The 21991-nt window shown below is 37.4% G+C and carries 24 protein-coding genes; all 24 read right to left on the bottom strand.

What is annotated here, in order from left to right; translation table 11 throughout:
* Positions 1-17: 17 nt before the first annotated feature.
* Positions 18-788: a FliA/WhiG family RNA polymerase sigma factor gene (locus MKY49_RS05015; protein WP_274795990.1), complete on the bottom strand. Its 771-nt coding sequence runs from the start codon at positions 786-788 to the stop codon at positions 18-20.
* A gap of 698 nt (positions 789-1486) precedes the next feature.
* Complete coding sequence (locus MKY49_RS05010; protein ID WP_274795989.1) at positions 1487-2707, bottom strand: amidohydrolase; 1221 nt, start codon at positions 2705-2707, stop codon at positions 1487-1489.
* Positions 2708-2735: 28 nt separating this feature from the next.
* Positions 2736-3959, bottom strand: coding sequence for an amidohydrolase (locus MKY49_RS05005; RefSeq protein ID WP_274795988.1), 1224 nt, complete (start codon positions 3957-3959; stop codon positions 2736-2738).
* 19 nt (positions 3960-3978) lie between these two features.
* Positions 3979-4380 (bottom strand): nucleoside deaminase, encoded by a 402-nt coding sequence (locus tag MKY49_RS05000; protein ID WP_274795987.1) that lies wholly within the window; start codon positions 4378-4380, stop codon positions 3979-3981.
* Positions 4381-4744: 364 nt separating this feature from the next.
* Positions 4745-5107, bottom strand: coding sequence for a hypothetical protein (locus MKY49_RS04995; RefSeq protein WP_274795986.1), 363 nt, complete (start codon positions 5105-5107; stop codon positions 4745-4747).
* Entirely contained in the window at positions 5107-5613 is a 507-nt protein-coding gene (locus tag MKY49_RS04990) for a chemotaxis protein CheD (protein WP_396631730.1), read from the bottom strand. The genes MKY49_RS04995 and MKY49_RS04990 overlap by 1 nt, the downstream gene beginning before the upstream one ends.
* A complete protein-coding gene (locus MKY49_RS04985) occupies positions 5613-6245 on the bottom strand; it encodes a chemotaxis protein CheC (RefSeq protein ID WP_274795985.1) in 633 nt (210 codons plus the stop codon). Before MKY49_RS04985 ends, MKY49_RS04990 begins: the two co-directional genes overlap by 1 nt.
* A 9-nt stretch (positions 6246-6254) precedes the next feature.
* Entirely contained in the window at positions 6255-6701 is a 447-nt protein-coding gene (locus MKY49_RS04980; protein WP_274795984.1) for a chemotaxis protein CheW, read from the bottom strand.
* A 27-nt stretch (positions 6702-6728) separates the two neighbouring features.
* Positions 6729-8786, bottom strand: a complete 2058-nt coding sequence (locus MKY49_RS04975) for a chemotaxis protein CheA (protein ID WP_322611418.1) — start codon at positions 8784-8786, stop codon at positions 6729-6731.
* 15 nt (positions 8787-8801) lie between these two features.
* Positions 8802-9956, bottom strand: coding sequence for a protein-glutamate methylesterase/protein-glutamine glutaminase (locus tag MKY49_RS04970; protein WP_312505190.1), 1155 nt, complete (start codon positions 9954-9956; stop codon positions 8802-8804).
* Entirely contained in the window at positions 9957-10832 is an 876-nt protein-coding gene (locus tag MKY49_RS04965; RefSeq protein ID WP_274795981.1) for a MinD/ParA family protein, read from the bottom strand.
* Positions 10829-12025: a flagellar biosynthesis protein FlhF gene (flhF, locus tag MKY49_RS04960; RefSeq protein WP_341385724.1), complete on the bottom strand. Its 1197-nt coding sequence runs from the start codon at positions 12023-12025 to the stop codon at positions 10829-10831. Before flhF ends, MKY49_RS04965 begins: the two co-directional genes overlap by 4 nt.
* The gene (gene flhA, locus MKY49_RS04955) at positions 12022-14055 is read right to left on the bottom strand and encodes a flagellar biosynthesis protein FlhA (RefSeq protein WP_274795979.1); all 2034 of its coding nucleotides are present in this window, start codon (positions 14053-14055) and stop codon (positions 12022-12024) included. Before flhA ends, flhF begins: the two co-directional genes overlap by 4 nt.
* 24 nt (positions 14056-14079) lie before the next feature.
* A complete protein-coding gene (gene flhB / locus MKY49_RS04950) occupies positions 14080-15168 on the bottom strand; it encodes a flagellar biosynthesis protein FlhB (RefSeq protein ID WP_274795978.1) in 1089 nt (362 codons plus the stop codon).
* Position 15169: 1 nt separating this feature from the next.
* Positions 15170-15943 (bottom strand): flagellar biosynthetic protein FliR, encoded by a 774-nt coding sequence (gene fliR / locus MKY49_RS04945; RefSeq protein ID WP_322605965.1) that lies wholly within the window; start codon positions 15941-15943, stop codon positions 15170-15172.
* A 4-nt stretch (positions 15944-15947) separates the two neighbouring features.
* Positions 15948-16217 carry a flagellar biosynthesis protein FliQ gene (fliQ, locus tag MKY49_RS04940; protein ID WP_274795976.1) on the bottom strand — a complete coding sequence of 90 codons (270 nt, stop codon included), beginning with the start codon at positions 16215-16217 and terminating at the stop codon, positions 15948-15950.
* Between the two features lie 13 nt (positions 16218-16230).
* Complete coding sequence (fliP, locus tag MKY49_RS04935; protein WP_155590241.1) at positions 16231-16896, bottom strand: flagellar type III secretion system pore protein FliP; 666 nt, start codon at positions 16894-16896, stop codon at positions 16231-16233.
* The gene (locus MKY49_RS04930; RefSeq protein WP_274795975.1) at positions 16893-17573 is read right to left on the bottom strand and encodes a flagellar biosynthetic protein FliO; all 681 of its coding nucleotides are present in this window, start codon (positions 17571-17573) and stop codon (positions 16893-16895) included. The genes fliP and MKY49_RS04930 overlap by 4 nt, the downstream gene beginning before the upstream one ends.
* A 4-nt stretch (positions 17574-17577) precedes the next feature.
* Complete coding sequence (locus MKY49_RS04925; RefSeq protein WP_008180756.1) at positions 17578-17940, bottom strand: response regulator; 363 nt, start codon at positions 17938-17940, stop codon at positions 17578-17580.
* 21 nt (positions 17941-17961) lie between these two features.
* Positions 17962-19185: a flagellar motor switch phosphatase FliY gene (fliY, locus tag MKY49_RS04920; protein WP_312505180.1), complete on the bottom strand. Its 1224-nt coding sequence runs from the start codon at positions 19183-19185 to the stop codon at positions 17962-17964.
* On the bottom strand, positions 19178-20173 hold the full coding sequence (gene fliM, locus MKY49_RS04915; protein ID WP_274795973.1) for a flagellar motor switch protein FliM: 996 nt from the start codon (positions 20171-20173) through the stop codon (positions 19178-19180). Before fliM ends, fliY begins: the two co-directional genes overlap by 8 nt.
* Before the next feature lie 31 nt (positions 20174-20204).
* Positions 20205-20633, bottom strand: coding sequence for a flagellar basal body-associated protein FliL (fliL, locus tag MKY49_RS04910; RefSeq protein ID WP_274795971.1), 429 nt, complete (start codon positions 20631-20633; stop codon positions 20205-20207).
* The gene (locus MKY49_RS04905; protein WP_274795969.1) at positions 20623-20844 is read right to left on the bottom strand and encodes a flagellar FlbD family protein; all 222 of its coding nucleotides are present in this window, start codon (positions 20842-20844) and stop codon (positions 20623-20625) included. Before MKY49_RS04905 ends, fliL begins: the two co-directional genes overlap by 11 nt.
* Positions 20845-20943: 99 nt before the next feature.
* Positions 20944-21909: a flagellar basal body rod protein FlgG gene (gene flgG / locus MKY49_RS04900; RefSeq protein ID WP_312505178.1), complete on the bottom strand. Its 966-nt coding sequence runs from the start codon at positions 21907-21909 to the stop codon at positions 20944-20946.
* Positions 21910-21991 lie beyond the last annotated feature (82 nt).

The following is a 21991-nucleotide window of genomic DNA, read 5'->3' as shown; positions in this document are numbered from 1 at the left end:
CTCTCCCCTAAGGATATTTACGCATTAATCATTTCACTAGATAATAGCTTTCTTAGCTTTAATAGCGCTTTTGAATGAATTTGAGAAATACGTGATGTTGATAGCTCAAGCATTTCACCAATTTCAGTCAATGTTAATTCCTCTGTGTAAAATAGACTAAGTACAAGTTGTTCTTTTTCATTGAGCTTTTGAATATTTTCAGCCAAATCTTCTAGCAACTCTGCTTTAATAACAGTTTGTTCGGGTGTTTTTGTCGTATCATCCCGAATAACAAATGACTTACCTTCTACTTCTTCCTGATCTTGTTGTTCATTAATGGAAAGAACATTGGAAAAAAAGTGCTCCTGCACCGTCTGATAAACATCTTCAATTGGTACATTCATATGCTCCGCAAGTTCCTCAGGTGTTACATGACGCATATATTTTTGTTCTAATCGCTCAATTTGAGCATCTAATTTTTTGGCCTTTTCACGCGCAGAACGCGGTAACCAGTCTTCCTTACGTAGACCATCTATGATTGCTCCTCTCACTCGAAACGAAGCATATGTATCAAATTTTAAATCTCTGTTGATATCAAACTTATTTAAAGCATCAAAAAGTCCTACCATACCTAAACTCGTTAAATCATCTCGTGAAACGCTCTTTGGTAAACCAGCACCAATACGTTGGACATGATAAGACACTAAAGAAATATATTTTTTTATAAGTAAATCACCAGCATCTGGATCACGCTCATGTATCCATCGATTCCATAGTTTTTGCTCATCGTTCAGAATTGGTTGTGTCATGAAATCCACCTCTCTAAAAAACGCTTTTACACGCCCGTTTGCCACTGACTACATGCGCTCCTAAAATTTTTCATTCAACAGGATTTCTCGGTTTTTAAATCCACATTAAAGTTAATCTAGACGTGAACCCGAAAAGCAAAAAAATCAATAAGCTGTTGCCATCTTTCCTATATTATAACAAGAATCGACTATAATTTCATTTGTTTCTCTTAGTCTCTAATATATTCCTTTAGTTTTTATTTACATAGAAAAACTGTATCCTCGTTATGATGAACGTGTTGGATACAGTTCTTATTCTGATGAAATGATTAAACTTTAATTTTAGAAAGGCAGTCCTAAAATAAATGGCTCTCCTCTATTAACAAATGGTACGACAACAAGAAGTCCAATAAACGGTATGATTGCTAAAAGTTTGATAAGTTTCAACGTATATTCTCTAAATATTACAATATGGCGTAGTAACAGGAACAATAGAAGTAATTAAGCCATTGTCAATTAATATATGTACCTTTTCTGTAATAGTCTCGATTGCTAAGCTATTCTCATAGTGAGAGCCCTTTCTAATAGAGCATTTATGCAAAATGTAGAGCCCTACATGTTTTTCCACCTTGTCCTACAAACTATTAAAATATTAAGAACAAATGAGTAAGGGATGGCTATTTTACTGGAATTTAGGTGTGCCATCCCATCATCAAATGTTAAATTGTATTGGAAACAATATTACCATTGAAAATAGTGGCCATGCGGCGAGATCTGCGGGCTATTGCTTCAGCAGAGCAAGAAGCCTCAACTAATACTATGTTCGCGCTATCTCCTACTTTTGGCCATACTTGTTCGCCAGCTTGATTAAGCGGTGTTTTTCCTCCTGTAATAAAATGGAGCGTTTGTGCTAATGAGCGCTCATTTCCCCATCCTGAACTTTTTGCCAAACGGCCTGCTCGTTCTAATAAATCCCCATTACCAAATGGTGACCAAACATCAAAGATATTGTCACAACCAATCGCAACAGGTACTCCTTTACTGTGTAATAAACCAACAGGTGGGAATTTTCTACGTAAAGGAACACTTGTCACAATCGTGATGCCCGCATCACATAAAATATCTGCCATTTCTTCTGCCTCGGCTTTAGAAACATCTCCTAATCCAAATGCATGACTAATCGCTACCTTGCCTTGTAAACCAGCTTCTTTAGTCAATTGGGCTAATCGTTTCATTGTAAATGTCCCCAGTTGATCTGGATCATGTAAATGCAAATCAATCCCTACATTTCCTTCAACAGCTAGTTCCACCATTTGTTGTAGAGAGGCTTCAATATCACCATCAACTGTAGCAGGATCAACCCCTCCTACAAGGTCGACACCCATATGGAGGGCCTCTCTTACTAAATTTGCTGCCTTCGTTCGTAAGAGCCCATGTTGTGGAAAGGCAACGATTTCATAGGACAGCTTTCCTTCAAATGTATTTAAAGCTTTTTGAACTTCCTCTAAATTTTTCAAGCCTACCTCAGGATATAAATCCACATGCGTACGGACATGTGTCACGCCGGCTTGCACATAACGAGCCAGTAGCTCCTCTGCACGTTGTTGTGTGGTTGTGTGCAATGTTGGCAGCACCTCTTTTTCAATCTCAAAGCGTTCAAAAATATTGTTAGCAGGTGTGACTGCGCGCCATTGATCGCTTAAGAGTGTTTTGTCCAGATGACAATGTTTTTCTATAAATGAAGGTAGTGCTAATAATTGTTTCATATCGTTTTTCGGGAAATCATCATGTAATCGACTATCAGCAGAAACTATTTCTGCGATTTTTCCATCTTTGATTAAGAGATGAGAACAAGCCGTATTTGTCTTGCAAACCATTCCATTTTCAATTTGATAACCCGTTTCAAGACGTACATTAGTTAACCAGAAAGTAGAATTCATTCTATAACGATCCCTTCTTTTTCAAAAATTAAAGTTCTCCTGAAACGACATTTCCTTTAAAGAGTACTGCCACTCGTCTTGCTCTTCTTGCTATTGCTTCTGCTGAACAAGTTGCTTCAACAAAAACAACATCCGCTTCATCTCCAATATTCGGCCAAACAAGTTGTCCCTCACTGTTTAAAGGTGTCACGCCTCCAGTAATATACTTTAGACTTTGAGCAAGTGAATGTTCATCACTTAAACCAAAGCGTTCAGCTAGTGTTCCTGCTTTTTCTAAGCTGTCACCCATACCGAATGGCGACCAGTGATCCGTAATACTATCATCTCCTAAAGAGATTTGTACTCCTTTTTGATCTAATAATGGAATAGGAATTGTCTGACCTATTGGAACTGATGAGGTAATATCAATACTATGGTACGCTAGCAACGCTGCTACTTCAGTTGCCTCTTCCCTAGAAACATCCGCAAGAGCCATCGCATGACTAATTGTCACCCTTCCCTGCCACCCTGCTTCCTCGGTTAAGGCTGCTAATCGTTTAAAGGTAAAGATGCCTAAATGACCTGGATCATGGATATGTAAATCAACATTTGCATTTGCTTCCACTGCTAGCTCCATTACCGTTTGTAATGATTTCTCAATGTTTTCATCGATTGTCGCTGGATCTACGCCACCTACTAGTGACGCTCCACTACGTAATGCTTCTCTTACTAAAGAAACGGAGTCACTACGCAATAACCCATGCTGTGGGAAAGCCACGATCTCTAAAGCTACCTTATTTCGAAAGGCCTCTTTTGCTCGTAACACAGCTTCTAGATTTTTCAAACCAATAAACGGATCGATATTACAATGCGTCCGAATATGTGTTGAACCAGCGTGTAAAAGTAAATCTAATAACTTTTTCGCTCGTTCCTCTGCAACAGGCAATAAGCTTGGAAGTAGTACCTCTTCTTCTTTTAACCTTGTGATAAGACCTTCTGTTGGTATCGAAGGAGCCTTCCACGGCCCGCCAAAATATGTTTTATCAATATGAATATGCATATCTCTAAAAGCTGGAAGCATTAAATAACTTCGTGCATCTCGTTTAGGTAAATCCGTTTCTAACGGCTGATCTCCACTAATTATCTGCTTTATTTCCCCATTTTCAATGAGAACATTAAAAAGAGCTGTTTTGGTTCCTGTAACAGTCCCCTTATCGTAATGATAAGCCGTTTCTAATCGTACATTTATTAACCAATATGCTGTTGGCGTCATTCATTGAACCTCCTAAAATTTATTGAAGATTAACTAGTTGAACCATTTGAATGGCTCTCTCTTTTGGGGGTAAAGATAGTTGATTGTAGACATAATCTTGACTAGGGTTACTAGCATTATAAAAATAAACAGTTGAGATTTTAGAAAAATAGACGGCACTTAAACACATAGGACACGGTTCAGTACTCGCATACATTTCGCAACCTTCTAAACTAGTCGTTTTCAATGTATGACAAGCTTGTCTTATTGCTTGAATCTCTGCATGATTCGTTAGATCATTGGTAACTGTCACTTCATTCACGCCAGACCCTATCACTTGGCCATCTTTTACTACAATGGCGCCAAAAGGAGCACCATGTTTCGTACTTTCATTTTCCCGCGCTAAGTCAAGCACTTGTTTCATAAAGTCTTGCCGTTTCATATCTTTCCCTCCTAGAAATGCGAAATTCACTATTCCACTGCCTCTTCATTCCAAATGATGATAAAAAAAGATGCCCTGAAAAATTTCTAGTCAAAACATTTCGTCTTTTTACGGTACAAACAATGGCATCCTTGTCCTTTTCATAGCCCTTTTCAAGAAGTGATTACAAGGACTCATTCTATGATAAACGTCAAATCTTTTTATAATTTGAAGTTTTCTGATTAAAAGCTATATCCTTTGTACAATATGCTAACACGAAGACTGCATATATGAATAATATAAAAAAAATTAGTTTTACTTAAGTTTTTCATATAATAAAGCCTATACAGACCAATAAAAAAAAGCCGCTATTCGCGACTCTCTTTTATGCATTCACTTGTTGTTCTTCTCGATTCATCATTGTTCGTACTACTTGTGCAATTTCTTCAGAATTCTCATCTTGAAATTCTACCGTTGAATTAGCTGCTGGAGTTTCTGCTTCTTTCGCTGAATCAAGTCCATTTTCCCCTAAATCACTTTCATCTACTTCCTCATTTACCTCTGGGGTAAACATGATGTAAGCAATTAAAAAACGCACTATATACATCAATAAAAATACAATTATTGCTACAATAAATGAGCCGATAATAATTCGCAGAGGAGTATACGGTTTTAGAAAAGTGCTAAAAAAATAAAGAGAAAAGGCAATTAAAGCTCCCCAGAGATTATAAAATATAGAACCAAACATTAGATTTCGCTCACTCCTTGGTTAACTGTTCGAATATGTAATATTGACGTTGCAGGATTAAATTCAATCGTTCTACCACTATTTCCACCAGTATCCTCGGCCACTAAAGGAATGCTGTGCTTCTTTAATTCCTGTTTGACAGCTTCTACATTACGGGGACCAATGCGCATTGTATCTTTATCAGACGTAAATTGAAACATTTGCGCGCCCCCTGCAATTTTTGCCTTTAGTTTAAATTTTTGAACGCCTTCTAACTTCAATAAATCAATCATTGCAGCAATACCCGTATCAGCAAATTTTGCTACATTGATTGACTCTGCTCTGCCTAAATTTGAATCTGGTAACATCACATGGATTAAACCAGCAATTTTTTTTGACTCATCATATAAAATAACGCCAACACAAGAACCAAGACCAGAAGTTCGAATTGTGTTAGGAAGTTTTACTACATCCATTTGTGCAATTCCCACTTTAATCACTTGTCCACTACTACTGCTTAACATCATCATGAAACCCCTAATGATTTAAAAATTGCATCGAAAGAGTCAGGATCTGGTAGTAGGAAGAAATGACCTCTCACTGTTTCGTGGTCTTCCACACCTTCTTCAAAAATGGATGTATTTATAACAATAACATTATCACTCACATGTGATAATTCAATTAAACCAATGCTTATAATAGCTCCAAACATATCAACGCTTAGACCGGGCACAGTCGGATAAATTTTTAAATTAGTAAAGTCCGATAGAGCAGATAAATAGGAGCCAGATAAAATATTCCCCATCTCTTGCATAGCAGATAAACCTAAATCTGAAACAGGTCGTTTTTTAAAGTCAAATGAGTCATCGAAAATAAGACGACGAATAAAGCGGTTAGCTTGTTCGATAGGTAAAATAAAGAACATACTGCCCTCTGCATCACCTTCAATGCGAAGATAAATACCAACAACGACGTTTTCTGATCCGCCAGCCAACTCCATCATATCGTTAAAGGACACCATTTCTACCTTTGGTACCCGCATATCAATTTTTTTCCCAAGTAAATTGGAAAGTGCTGTCGCGGCATGCGCAGCACCAATGTTTCCAATTTCCTTTAATACATCTAAATGTAGTGATGTAATCTTTTGATTAAATGTCATTATCGATCCCTACTTTAGTGGATTTAATACTTTTTCTAAATGCAATAAAATTAATAATCGTTTTTCTACTTTAGCTACTCCTGAAATAAATTCCTCTTCAAGTGATCCAACAACCTCTGGTTGTGGTTCAATAGCACTTGCAGGAATATCAATCACATCGTTAGCTGAGTCTACGACAAAGCCTACTTCCATATCCTCTAATGAAATAATAATAATGCGTGTTGTTTCCTCATGATCAGAAATCGGTAATTCAAAACGTTCTCGTAAATCCACTATCGGCGTTACAACCCCACGTAGATTGATTACACCTTTAACATATTTCGCTGTTTTCGGCACACGTGTGATATGCATTAATTTTTCTATTCCTTGGACATGGGATACAGGAATTGCATATTCTTTATCGGCTAGTTGAAAAACAATAACTTTTATACTTTCTTGTTCCACTGCGTTTGTCATACTTTACACCTCTCTTATTCATTCACCTTACTTAATTAGTGCGTTGCAATCTACAATCAAGGCTACCTTACCATTACCTAAAATAGTTGCACCGGAAATCGCAAAGATATTTGTTAAGTAATTTCCTAATGACTTCAAGACAATTTCTTGTTGGCCAATGAAAGAATCCACTACTAAACCAGCAAGTTTTTCACCTTTGCGGACAATTACTACTGAATGGAATTCTTCCTCTTGCGGTGCTTTACGTGGAACTTCAAAGATTTCCTCTAAAAATACCAAAGGAACAACCTTGCCACGGAAGTCGATTACTTTTTGATTATGTGCATTCATAATCTCTGATGAACGGATAATAGATGTTTCAATAATAGACGACAGCGGAATTGCATAAATTTCCTTTTCAATTTCCACAAGCATTACTGAAATAATAGATAATGTCAGTGGTAATTGAATTGAAAAGATAGATCCAACGTCTTGTGTAGATTCAATTGAAATATTGCCACCTAATGATTCAATCGTTGTTTTCACAACATCTAACCCTACCCCACGACCAGACACATCTGAAATAACATCTGCAGTCGAGAAGCCTGAAGCTAAAATAAGCTCATTGATTTGTTGATCAGACATTGAATAAGATTGTTCTTGTGTCACAATGCCTTTTGAAATAGCTTTCGCTAGTACTTTTTCACGATTGATGCCTGCACCATCATCTTCAATCTCGATAAAGACGTAGTTACCACTATGGTATGCACGTAATACCACCGTTCCTTCCTCTGGCTTGCCTTTTGCACGACGAGCCGTTGGATTCTCAATTCCATGGTCTACGGAATTACGGATTAAATGGACTAGCGGATCACCAATTTCATCGATAACCGTACGATCTAATTCAGTTTCAGCACCAATAATTTCAAGGTTAATTTTCTTATTTAAGTCACGCGATAGTTGACGAATCATTTTTGGGAAACGGTTGAAAACAGTTTCGACTGGAACCATGCGCATCGTTAAAATGATTGTTTGTAAATCACCCATTACACGACTCATTCGCTCAACTGTTTCATTGAGTTCTCCATGATTCACTTCTGTAGCGATAGATTGAAGGCGACCACGATCAATGACTAGCTCCTCAAATAAGTTCATTAAAATATCAAGTCGTTCAATATTTACACGAATTGTTTTATTCCCAACTGGTGCATGTGTTTTATCAGCCTTGTTAGGAGCTGCTGATTTAGCTGGCTTTGCAACTGGTTCGGCTTTAACAGGTGTAGCCTCCATCTCAACTACCGCAGTGGCCGTTGCAGCTATTTCTTGTTGAGCTTCATATTCTTTTTCACTAAATTTCTTTTGGTCAATAGTTGTCACAACAACTTCCTCAACCTCTGAAACTTTCATCAGCTTTTTCTGCATATCTTCTGCTGATTCTTTTGTGACAAATGCAACATAAAATTGTTGATCAAACTGTTCATCTTCAAGTTTTTCAACCGATGGACTTGATTTAATGACATCCCCATCTTTTTCTAAAATCTCAAATACCATAAATACACGTGCAGCCTTTAGAAGGCAATCCTCACGTAACGTAACTGAAATTTCATAAGCATTAAAGCCTTGTTCTGATGATTGAGTAATAACTGTTTGTTCAAAACTATCATATTCTAAAACACTTTCTACAGCTGGTGCTACGGCTGTTGCTACCACCTCAGCTACTGCTTCCTCACCTAATTCAATCCGTTTAAGCTGTGCAACAGTTGATGAAACATCACGTTTTCCATCACCGCCGTTCGCAATATCCATCACCATTTCTTCTAAATGATCAACAGATTCAAAGACAACGTCTAAAATTTCAGGTGTTACATGAATCTTTTCATTTCGAATAGCATCTAAAACATTTTCCATTTTATGGGTTAAATCAGCTAAATCTTCAAATCCCATTGTGGCAGACATACCTTTTAACGTATGGGCTGAACGGAAGATTTCCCCAACAATTGCTAAGTCTTCTGGATTTTTTTCTAATTCTAATAAATGTTCACTACACGCTTGTAAATGCTCTTTACTTTCTTCAATAAACATCTCTAAATATTGATTGACTTCCATAAGAGGACACCCCTTTTAAGGCAAATATTTCATTATTGTTTGTGCAATATCATCTACATCTGCAACTTCATCTACAAGTTGCGTTTCAACCGCTGCTTTTGGCATACCATATACAATGCATGTTTCTGATGACTCTGCAATTGCAATAACGTTACCAGTACTTTTTAATACCTTTAATCCGTTAGAACCGTCATGACCCATACCTGTCATAATCACTGCTACTTTATCAAAATCGTTAAACTGACTAACATCTTCAAACATCACATCAACAGAAGGTCGATGGCCTGATCTTGGTGGTTCTTGGTTATCTAGAACAATACCAAAAGTCGTCCCTACTTTTCTGAGTTTTATATGATAACCACCTGGTGCAATATAGGCCACTCCATTTTGCAATATATCTCCCTGTTCAGCTTCCTTTACAGTAATTTCACTCAGCTGATCGAGACGAGTAGCAAGTGATTTAGTAAATCCAGCAGGCATATGCTGAACAATTAATATAGGTGCTTGGATGGATTTAGGGATTTTAGTTACAACCTCCTGAAGTGCACGAGGTCCTCCGGTGGACGTACCAATTAGCACAATTTTTTTCCCAACTTTACTCCATTCTACCTGTGGCCTTGTTACCGCTACCTTAGTAGCAGTAGCATTTGCAGGAGTATGTGCTCGTCCAACCTGTTGTGATTCATTTATTACGGTACTCGCATTTGTCACTGGTTCTTGTTGTCTTTTACTACCAGAAGGTTTTTTCAATTTGGAAATTGGCACCATAGCAGCTTGCTCCACTTTACGAACAAGCTCATTTTGGATTTTATGTAAATCAAGAGAAATAGTTCCGCTTGGCTTTGCGACAAAATCTACTGCACCACTCTCAATTGCTGCTATCGCATTTTCTGTCCCACGCTGTGTGGTACTCGAGAGCATTACTACGGGAACTGGACATTGTTTCATAATTTCTTTTAAAGCATCGAGCCCATTCAATTCGGGCATTTCAATATCCATTGTCACAACTGTAGGCTTCAACGATTGTATCTTTTTGATCGCATCTTTTCCATTCCGTGCTGTTCCAACAACTTCTACCTTCGAGTTGCCAACAAAAAAGTCACTAATTAGCTTTCTCATAAAAGCAGAATCATCCACAACTAATAGCTTGCTTTTATGTAAAAAGTCCAATTAATCACGCCCTTTCGAGAAAATACTTCTGAGTTTTGTTATAAATTTTTTTGCTGCTTGATCATGTGCATGTATTTCCTCCACACGATGCTCTATAAATCGTACAACAATGAGCTGTAATGTCTTTGAAATGAGTGCGTCTGGGTAAGCAAGAGAGAATGGTACTTGCTCACGCACGGCCTTACGCACAATTGGATCCTCAGGTAAAGAACCAAGAGTTTCTATCTCTTTGTCTAAAAAACGTTTCATCGTTACCTTTAATCGTTCATTCGTTTCTATTCCTTCTTCTTTGCTAAAAGCACGGTTACAGAGAGTATAAAACTGCTTTTCTGGATCTCGAACATGTATATATTTCATCATGGAATATGCATCTGTTATAGAGGTAGGTTCCGCAGTTGAAATAACAATAATTTCATCAATGGATGTTAGTAAGTCTAGCGACCAATTTGTCGCACCAGCCCCCATATCAAATAAAATATAATCATAGTTTTTTTGAAGCTGTTCAAATGCAAGAATAAGTCGCTCAAACATACTATGTGACCATTCAAGTACGCTTGTCATACCTGATCCACCTGAAATATATTTTAAACCATAGGGTCCTTCAAATATGACCTCATCAAGTTGCTTATTTCCTTCTAGGTAATCTTTTAAACTATTAGAAACATTTCTTCCAATTAGAATATGGATATTCCCCATCCCAATATCCATATCAACAACGGCAACTTTTTTACCTTTTTGGACTAAAGTCATAGCAAAATTCATTGTGAAGTTACTTTTACCTACCCCACCTTTCCCACTAACAATTGCAATTGCTCTACCTAGTTCGCCTTGCTGTTTCATCATTTTCAAGCGTAATGCTTCAGCTTGGTCTCTCATTTTTCTTCACCTTGAAAAAACATATTAAGCACTGCTTCTAAATCAGCTTCCTCAATATCTTCTGGTACTTCTTGACCATTCGTATAGTAAGCAAGTCCTTTATTATATTTAATCATTAAATTGATCATAGTGCCAATAGAATTTGTTTCATCAATCTTAGTGAAAATAAATTTTTCAATCGGTACTTGTTTAAATTGGTCAACAATGTTTTCCATATCCTTTTCTTTCGTTGTCATGGCAAGGACTAAGTAAGATTCTGCTTGATCATCAAATTTTATGAGACGCTGGAGATCTTCCACATATTTAACTTCTTTATAATTTCGGCCAGCTGTATCAATAAAAACTAAATCTAAATGAGATAACTTTTGCACGGCTTGCTCAAAATCTGTGGCATTATAGGCTATTTCGACAGGTGCCTGTAAAAGCCCAGCATATGTTTTTAGCTGCTCTATTGCAGCAATTCGATATGTGTCAGTCGTGATAAAGCCAACCTTTTTCTTTTTTTCTAACACAGCTCTAGCTGCCATTTTGGCAATGGTTGTTGTCTTTCCAACACCTGTTGGTCCTAAAACATTGATATATTTTCTTTCGTAGGATAATCCCCCTACTTGAAGAACTTCTAACTTTTTACGTAGTAAATTTTTCGTAATCATTTTACATTGTGAGAAATTTATTTCTGACGCTTCTTTAAAATGCATAAAAAGCTCATCACCTATCGTTGTGATGAGCTCTTCACTTAGCTCTTGCTGTCTTAAGTATTCAATGAAGGGTAAGAGTTCATCGGGATATTGAGCTTGGGTAGTCTTTTTATGCATGGATTGCATTAAAGATTTTAAATCAGCAATTTCCTTCCTCAATTCTTCAGACATACTAGTGTCCTCTAGTACAGCTGCATCCTGCGGTATTTGATCTTGATGAATTTTTGCTTGAATAGCATCAGTAATCTCTTGTAGCCTTGCATTGTTTTTCGGAGCTACAGGTAATACAGCAGGTGAGGGTGCTGGAGCTACTTGATTTGGCTCCATTGCATCCACTCCTGCAACCACTTCAAAACTTTTCTGTTTAATCATACCGAAAAATTTCTTTTTAATGACTACTTTTGAATTCAAAATGACTGCGTCCTCACCTAATTCTGCCCGCACCTGCTTCATCGCTTCTGGTATGGATGATGCATAATACTTTTTCATTTTCATTGAACATTCACCACTCCAACACTTTGAATTTCGACCGAAGCATCCAGCTCATTATAGGATAAAACCGGAATTTGTGGGAAATAACGCTCCGTGAGTTGACGTAAGTACATACGAACAGCTGGAGAGCATAAAATAATAGCGGATTGCTCCATAAAGGAAACACGCTCTACCTCTGCTGCAATAGTCTCTAAAACTGTTTGAGAATCTTGAGGATCCATTGCTAAATAATTCCCATGATCCGTTTGCTGAATACTATCAGCAATCATTTTTTCTACCTTACCTGACACCGTAATAACCTTTAATGCTGAGCTATCTCCAACATACTGCGCCGTAATTTGGCGAGCCAATGCTTGACGAACATACTCTGTTAAAATATCTGTATCACTCGTTAACTTTGCATAGTCAGCAAGTGTTTCAAAAATAATTGGTAAGTTACGGACAGACACATTTTCCCGAAGTAGCTTGCCAAGTACCTTTTGAATTTCTCCAGTAGATAAAGGAGTTGGCGTCAATTCCTCTACTAAAATTGGATGCGTTTCGCGCAAATGATCGATTAGCTGCTTTGTCTCTTGACGTCCTAGTAACTCATGAGCATTTGCTCGTATGATTTCTGTTAAGTGTGTTGACACCACACTTGGTGGATCCACAACAGTATAACCATACATTTCTGCATCTTCTTTTACTTGCTCTGTAATCCATTTAGCTGGTAGTCCAAATGATGGCTCAACCGTATCAATACCTTCAATAGAATCATCATCGCCTGGACTCATCGCTAAGTAATGATCTAATAAAAGCTCACCACGTGCCATTTCGTTCCCTTTTATTTTGATTCGATATTCATTTGGTTGAAGTTGAATATTATCACGAATACGAACAACTGGAATGACAATTCCTAATTCTAATGCTAGCTGTCGACGAATCATGATGACACGATCTAATAAATCTCCACCTTGTGCAGCATCTACTAAAGGAATTAATCCATAACCAAATTCAAATTCGATAGGGTCCACATTTAATAAATTCACAACATTTTCAGGGCTCTTCATGCCATCTGTTGCCACTTCTTCCTCAATTTCAAGTAATTCCTCTTCGTCCTCTGGCTTCTTACGCCCCATCATATAAGCTCCTGCTATTAGAGCAATTCCGATTGGAAGTGTGATCCAATCCGGAATTGGCGTAAATAAACCAAGTAATACAATTGTACCACCAGCTACATAAAGAAGCTTAGCTTGGGCAAATAATTGTCCTGTAATGTCCTGGCCAAGACTCCCTTTAGAAGATGCACGTGTTACAACTATCCCTGTGGCTGTTGAAATAAGCAAGGCCGGAATTTGGGATACAATACCATCACCAACAGTTAGCTTAGAAAAATGAGTTGCTGCTTCCGCAAATGGAAGCCCCATTTGGACAACCCCAATGATGATACCGAATAATAGGTTGATAATAACCATTACCATCGAGGCAATGGCATCCCCTTTTACGAATTTTGTAGCACCGTCCATCGCTCCATAGAAGTCGGCTTCTCCTGATACTTTTTCACGACGTTCACGTGCTTCCTTTTCGGAAATAATCCCTGCATTTAAGTCAGCATCAATACTCATTTGTTTACCAGGCATTGCATCAAGTGTGAAACGTGCTGCAACTTCAGCTACCCGCTCTGCACCTTTTGTAATAACAATAAACTGAATTAACACTAGAATTAAAAAGACAACTAAACCAACAAGAATATTTCCTCCAACTACGAAATCACCGAATGTTTCAACGACAGATCCTGCATCACCATTCGCTAGAATGGCACGAGTTGTGGATACACTTAATCCTAACCGGAACAAAGTTAACAGTAATATTACTGAAGGAAAAATTGAAAAATCTAATGCTTCCTTCATGCTCATTGCTGTTAGCAGTACAATTAATCCTAATGTAATATTAATGACAATTAAGAAACTTAACATCCACGGAGGAAGAGGAATGATGAGCATCGCAACGATTAAAATAACCGCACCTAAAACCCCAATATCGCGAACTTTCATTTGTGTCCCTCCTACTAAAAAGCTTTAAATTTTTCGCTTAATGCGGTAAACATAAGCAAGTATTTCTGCTACTGCTTTAAAAAATTCCTCTGGTACTTGATCACCAATTTCAACTTGATCATACATAGCACGTGCTAATGGTCTATTTTCAACCATAATGACGTCATGTTCTTTGGCAATCAGTTTAATTTTTTGAGCGATAAAGTCTGTCCCCTTAGCAATTATACGTGGGGCATCCATGCTATCCTCATCATATTTGAGGGCAATCGCATAGTGAGTAGGGTTAGTGATGACAACATCTGCACTTGGCACCTCTGACATCATACGTCGCATGGCCATTTCACGTTGTCGTTGTTTGATTTTTGATTTAATCAGAGGGTCACCCTCACTATTTTTATATTCATCTTTAATATCTTGCTTAGACATTTTAAGATTTTTTTCATATTCATATTTTTGATAAATCCAGTCTAAGAGGGATACACAAAGTAAAACTAAAGAAGCCGCTATACCCATAATGCCAACAAGCTTCCCTACTGTTATGAGCGTCATCCACGGGCTTTTAAAAGATAGTGCTAAAACTTCCGGTAAGTTTGTCCAAATAATGATCGTTGTCACACTTCCGATAAAGCCTATCTTTAAGACAGACTTCAGTAACTCAACAATGGCTTTAACAGAAAATATCTTTTTTAACCCTTTAATAGGGTCCATCTTTTTCAAATCAAATTTCATTGGCTCTAATGTAAAGAGAAAGCCAAACTGCAGAAAGTTACCTGCCAGTGCTCCAACCACTGCAATTGCCATAATCGGTACAACTATAAAAGCCATTTGTATCAATGTTTCTGTAAATAAGTGCATCACACTGTCAATAGTCAATGTCTCGATGCGTATGTTATGAATAAAAGTTTGCCTAAAAAAAGCTAGTAGCTCGTCCCGTAAAGTTCCTGCGAAAAAAAATAAAAAGATAAATACCATAAGCATGACAATGGCACTAGTAATATCCTGACTCTTTACGACCTGTCCTTTTTTTCGAGCATCCTGACGTTTTTTAGGTGTCGCCTTTTCTGTTTTTTCCCCTGAAAAAAACTGTATATCTAAATTCAGTAGTAGTTTCATATTATCCACCACCTAAAATGGCCATTAAATCACGCATACCATAGATCATAATTGTAATGAGCTTTTGAATAACTTGAATCATTACAGCCATCATTGTAAACAACACTAAAAAACTAACACCAATTTTAATAGGGAAACCTACAACAAATATATTTAATTGGGGCACTGTTTTCGCAGTAATACCCAAAGCTAAATCGACTAAAAATAAGGTTGCCACCACAGGAGCAGCCATTTGGAATGCTATCGCGAAAACGGCTGTGAAAGTTGTGATGATGAACTGCGGAAAGTTTTCATTCGTAAAACTAGGAAATTGATCCATCGGTAAAAATTGATAGCTATAGTAAATGCCGTTTAAAATCATATGATGCCCATCAATAGCTAGCAATAAAAGAAGTGCTAGCATATTAAAAAACTGACCAATTAATGGGCTTTGTGCACCCGTTTGTGGGTCAATGATATTGGCGATGGCAAATCCCATTTGAAAATCTATAAAGCTTCCGGCAATTTGTATTGCGGACATGATGATATAGCCAATAAGACCAAATAACAGTCCAACAAGTGCCTCTTTCATCACTAATAATATGTATTCATCATTAAAAGCAAATGGCTCAACATCCAGTGTATAATACATCATCCAAGCTAATACCAATGCGAGAGTAATTTTGACTTGTGGCGGGATGGTCCTATACGAAAAAAATGGTACTGTAACAAAAAATGCTGAAACTCGCACAAGTACTAATAAGAAAACCGTTAAATGCGGAATTAATTCATTCATGGACTCACCCTATATAACGCGTTAAATTCTCAAAAATGTCTCTCGCATAGCTAATTACTTGAGATAACATCCATGGGCCAAAAAACACAATGGCCACAAAGACAGCAATGATTTTTGGTACGAATGCTAATGTTTGCTCTTGAATGGAAGTTGTTGCTTGAAAAACACTGACCGCTAATCCAGTAACTAAGGCAACTAAAAGTAGCGGACCGCTTGTTAGAAGGATAATCATAATGGCACGCTCTGCAATGGAAATAACCAATTCACCTGTCATACTGTATCATCCCCTAAAAACTTTGTAGTAACGATTTCATAACGAGATACCAGCCATCGACGAGAACAAATAATAAAATCTTAAATGGCAAAGAAATCATTACTGGTGGTAACATCATCATCCCCATCGACATTAATGTACTTGCAACAATCATATCGATTACGAGGAATGGTATAAAAATCATAAATCCAATTTGAAATGCTGTTTTTATTTCACTCAAAGCAAATGCAGGAACGAGCATTGTCAGAGGTATTTCTTCGACTGATGCTGGTTTTTCTGCTTGATTATACGATAAAAACAAATCAAGATCTTTTTGCCTTGTATGCTTACTCATAAACTCTTTAAATGGCACACTTGCACGATCATAAGCTTCTTCCAGTCCAATTTCTTCAGCAAATAACGGCTGTAATGCCTCTTTATTAACCTCCTGAAAAGTTGGTGCCATAATAAAGAACGTTAAAAATAGTGCCAGACCGATAATCACTTGATTGGGTGGCATTTGCTGTGTAGCTAATGCCGTACGCACAAAGGATAGGACAATGACAATACGAGCAAAGGATGTCATCAAAATTAATATACTCGGTGCAAGTGATAAAACAGTTAGTAAAAGTAAGAGCTTAACAGATGTAGAGACGTTGGTAGGATCGCTATTGGAAAAAACATTGATTAAATCATTCATTTATCATCCTTCTCCTTTTGCTTCCATCTCTCTATCTCGTCACTACGCTCCTGTTTTATTTCGGATATCTTTTTTTCAAATAATGTGCCAAATGAGTCTTGCTTTTGTTCATTGCGCACGCTTACTTGATCTTTTTTCTTAAATTTAGATAATACTTCTGCAATATACGGTGATGTTGCTGCAAGTTCTTGCCTTTCGTTATATAGTGCTAACAATGCTTCAACTTCTTCTGGATCAGTAATTTCACGTAACAGTTGAACGTCTTCTCCAACACCAACTAGATACAATGTCTTACCTACTTGTAAAAGCTGAACCGATTTTTGAGCACCTAACGATAAACCGCCTAAATTTTGTACCATTTGATTACGTTGGAAGTTTAAATTTCGCTTGTTTAAAAACTTCATCAATCCATAAAATAAAGCTACAACAAAAATAAGCGCCAAAACCATTTTTATGTATTCCCATGCAGATATATCTCCAGCTGCTGATACATTTGTCTCTTGTTTAGCAGCTGGATCAGTAGTATCTCCATTACAAGCTTCTGGGTTTTGAATGCAATCCGTGACACTATTCGTATCAGCGTCTGCATAGACAGAAGCTGGTGTCGGGTATAAAAACAGGAAGGTTACAAGAAATGCGAAAATCATCGTTAAACGAAATGATTTTAACATTTTCATGCAATCATCCTAGTGCTTTTTGAATCGCTTCAATTACTCGATCTGCTTGGAAAGGCTTAACGATAAAGTCCTTTGCACCAGCTTGAATTGCATCGATTACCATTGCTTGTTGTCCCATTGCTGAGCACATAATTACAGTTGCACTTGGATCAGAACCCTTAATTGCTTTAAGAGCAGCAATACCATCCATCTCTGGCATTGTAATATCCATTGTTACTAAATCTGGTTTTAATTCATTGTACTTTTCAACAGCCTGTAAACCATCTGCTGCCTCTCCAACAACTTCAAATCCATTTTTTGATAAAATATCCTTGATCATCATGCGCATAAATGCAGCATCGTCTACAATCAAAATTCTTTTAGACATGGTTAACTCCTCCAATTGAAACTATCTTAAATTATTTAAACGTTCTGCTTGACTTAAAACATCTGTAATACGAACACCAAAGTTCTCATCAATAACAACAACTTCACCCTTAGCGATTAAACGACTATTCACTAAAATATCAACCGGTTCCCCGGCTAATTTATCTAGTTCAATAATCGAACCACTTGATAGTTCTAAAATCTCTTTTACAGAACGCTTCGTACGTCCTAACTCTACAGTAACTTGCAATGGAATATCAAGTAGCATATTTAAATTTCTAGCTTCAGATTGAGAGATTACATTTGTATCGAAGCTAGCAAACTGTGCTTGTTGCACATTCACAGGTTGGGCAGGCCTTGATGGTTGCGTAAACTGTGGTTGCTCCTGATATATAGGTTGCTGCATTGGTGCTGCCGGCTGCTCATAAATTGGTTGGGCAGGTGGCGGTGTTGCAGGCGCCGATTGTTGAACAGGCGTTGGTGCAACTGGAGGTGCTTCAGGAGCAATAGTAGCAGCCACTGGTTCTTCAATTGACTCTGTTTCACCTAATAGAGATTTTACGATGTTTTGACTAAATTTAAGCGGTAAGAGCTGCATTAAATTTGAATCAATTAAATTACCAATTCGCAGTCTAAATGAAACTTTAACGAGTAAATCATCTTCTGGTATATTCTCTCGACCTTCGTCTTGTGAAATATTCATTAAATCTATTGTCGGTGGAGAGATATCCACTTTTTTGTTGAATACTGTTGACATTGATGTTGCTGCTGAACCCATCATTTGGTTCATTGCCTCTTGAACAGCACTTAACTGAATTTCACCTAAGTCTGGCTTTGGATTTAATCCATCGCCACCTAACATTAAATCAGCAATAATGGCTGCATCCGATTGTTTAATAACAAGTAAATTCATACCCGTTAAACCAATCGTGTATTCCACTTGAACAGCCACATAAGGATGAGGAAATTCCTCTTCTAATTTATTGCGATTGATCATTGAAATACTTGGTGTAGTAATATCAACTTTTTGACCTAATAACGCAGAAAGAGCTGTAGCAGAGCTTCCAAAAGAAATATTACCTACCTCACCTAATGCATCTTGTGCAAACGAATCTAGGTAATCCTCTACTCTAATTTCATTTGTTTCATCATTTGAAGAAGCTGCAGTGTCGCTGTTTTTATCTTCCAACGTCTCGCCCCTTAATAACGCTTCAATTTCTTCTTGGGAGAGCATTTCATCACTCATCTTCGTCTCCTCCTTTCAAAGGGTCGATAATCTGGATTGCTAATTTTTTACCTTGCTTACCTGGTTGAACAGTAAACTTCGGCAATGTTCCTACTTTCAATAGTAATGGGTCTTCAATTTTTTGATCTAACTGAATAACATCGCCAACTTGCATTGTAAGGAAATCTTCGATTGTGATGTCTGTTAAACCTAATTCAACTGAAAGTGGTAATTGAGCTTGTTTCACACGCGTTTCCAGCATTTTTGTTTGTTCTGGAGACATTTCTTTTGTATTGGTTTGCATCCAATAGCGAACAGAAAGATTTGGAACAATTGGCTCTAATACAACATGAGGAATACAAATATTAATCATGCCGCTTGTCTCACCAATGATTGTATTTAACGAAATAACAACAACTGTTTCATTTGGTGAAATCATTTGTAAAAATTGTGGATTTACTTCAAGCTCCACTAAAATCGGATCGATTTCCGCTACATTTTCCCATGCCTCGCGTAAATTATCGAATGAACGTTCAAAAAGGTTTGTCATAATTTTAGTTTCAATTTCAGTTAGATTATCTACATTACTATGACTCGCCCCACTACCGCCCATTAAACGATCTAACATGGAATAGGCAATGTTCGGATTTATTTCCATCAATATATTACCATCTAATGGTGGCACTTCAAACACATTAATGAGTGTCATATTCGGAATCGAACGAACAAACTCTTCAAATGGTATTTGGTCTACTGATGCAACCGTAATCTGCACATAGCTTCTAAGTTGTGCAGAGAAGAAGGTTGTCAATAATCGTGCAAAATTTTCATGTATTCGGGTCAAACTTCGGATTTGATCTTTTGAGAATCTAAGTGCACGTTTAAAGTCATATACTTTAACTTTGCGAACCTCATCCTCTTTTTTTATGTCATCTGCTGACATTTCGCCAGTTGATATAGCGGAAAGCAGCGCATCTATCTCGGATTGAGATAACACATCTCCTGCCATTTGCCCACCTCCATTTCAAGCAGTTTCTGTTTTATTGAGTGATGAAGGAGGTAAAATATACTTCCTGAACTTCTCCCTCTTGCATCAATTCATTTAACCTTGTTTTTAATGATTTTTGGAAAATTTGTTTGCCTTGCTTACCTTCTAAATCCTTTTGCTCCATTTCAGAAAGCTCTTGAATGGCAATGTTTTGCACTTGGAAAACACGCTTTGTTAATTCAGCAGCAGCATCTTTACTTGTTGTTTGAATTTTTAATGACAAGCGCACAACTCTTTTATCAGCAAGATTTGTTGTGATTTCTGGTACCTCCACTGTGGACTCTACAATCTCGTCAATGGATGGCTCAACAGCTCCTGTTGGTTTATTAAATTGTGTAAGCAATACAAACAAAATAACCCCAATCAGTATGACTGCCACTAGCAAAATAATAATCATTGTTAACATTTTATTATTCTTCATCTTTTTCACCTCGTAGATGCGGGTTGGATAAAATTTGTATATTGTTATAAAAGGCAGTTACCTTTTGTCGCACCTCATCTTCACTCTCTAAAACAATTACTTTTGTTCCAGTTGTTAAAGTAATAGTCGTATCTGGGAAAGATTCGACTGTTTCTATGTATAAAGCGTTTAATGTAAATGCTTTGCCACTAAGACGTGTTAGCTCTATCATTGAAATAGGGCCGGGTCTAGCATGAGAGCCGGCCCGACCCTCCCTCATATGAAAATATGTTTTAATAAAAGTCCACTTTGAAAGGACTACACTATAAGATTATCGTTTTAAGTTTACTAGCTCTTGTAACACTTCATCCGAAGTAGTAATAATACGTGTATTTGCTTGGAAACCACGTTGCGCTACAATCATCTCTGTAAATTCTTCTGATAAATCTACGTTAGACATTTCAAGGAAACCAGATTGTACGGAACCAATTCCACCTACAGTTGCTACTTGAGCATATGGATCACCAGAGTTCGCTGTCACTTGATAGTAGTTGGACCCTTGTTTCTGAAGGCCACCAGCATTCGGGAATTTAACAAGTACTAGCTGTCCTGCATATTGACGGTCACCTTTGTAATCTACATACTCAACCGTACCATCTTGTCCAATAGACATAGATTGTGCTGTTGTAGGAATTCGAATTGGCGAAATATCGGCTGAAAAATCCATTTCTTCAGCGATATTTCCTTCGATATCAGAAAGACCATTATCTGCTTTTTGCTCTTCAGCTTCAGAGCCATCAATTGTATCGCCATCTGCTGAAATAGATAAAGCATCACTTGCATGACCAACTAAATATTTACCATCAGCATTTACTAAATAACCGTTTTTATCCATATAGAAATTACCAGCTCGGGTATAGAGAATATTGCTGTATCCATCTCCATCAATAATTCCGTCTTCATTAGGTGCTCCATTCGCATCACCTACCATGAAGAACCCATCACCAGAAATAGCTAAGTCTAAAACTCGAGCAGTTGTTTGCAAGGATCCTGAGCCGTGAATTGTGTCAATTGCGGAAAGTTGTGCTCCTAATCCAACTTGGATTGAGTTTACACCACCACGTGTTTGCGTTGGTGCAGATGCTCCTGTTTGCATTTGAGAGACTAAATCTTTAAAAACAACTCTTCCTTTTTTAAAGCCGTATGTATTAACATTCGCGATGTTATTACCAATAACATCTAGCTTTGTTTGGAAGTTTTTAAGACCTGAAATACCTGAATACATAGAACGTAACATAAGTTGTCGTTCTCCCTTCATTTTTTATGTGTGAGCCTCTATCAATCAGCATCACTAAGGCTTCCTTACGTAAGAAGGTCCG

Origin of the sequence: Lysinibacillus sp. FSL M8-0134, assembly GCF_038069745.1 — a bacterium.
In the GTDB taxonomy this organism is placed as follows: domain Bacteria; phylum Bacillota; class Bacilli; order Bacillales_A; family Planococcaceae; genus Lysinibacillus; species Lysinibacillus irui.
The sequence above is the reverse complement of the archived record's forward strand: the minus strand, read 5'-3'. Positions and strand labels throughout refer to the sequence as shown.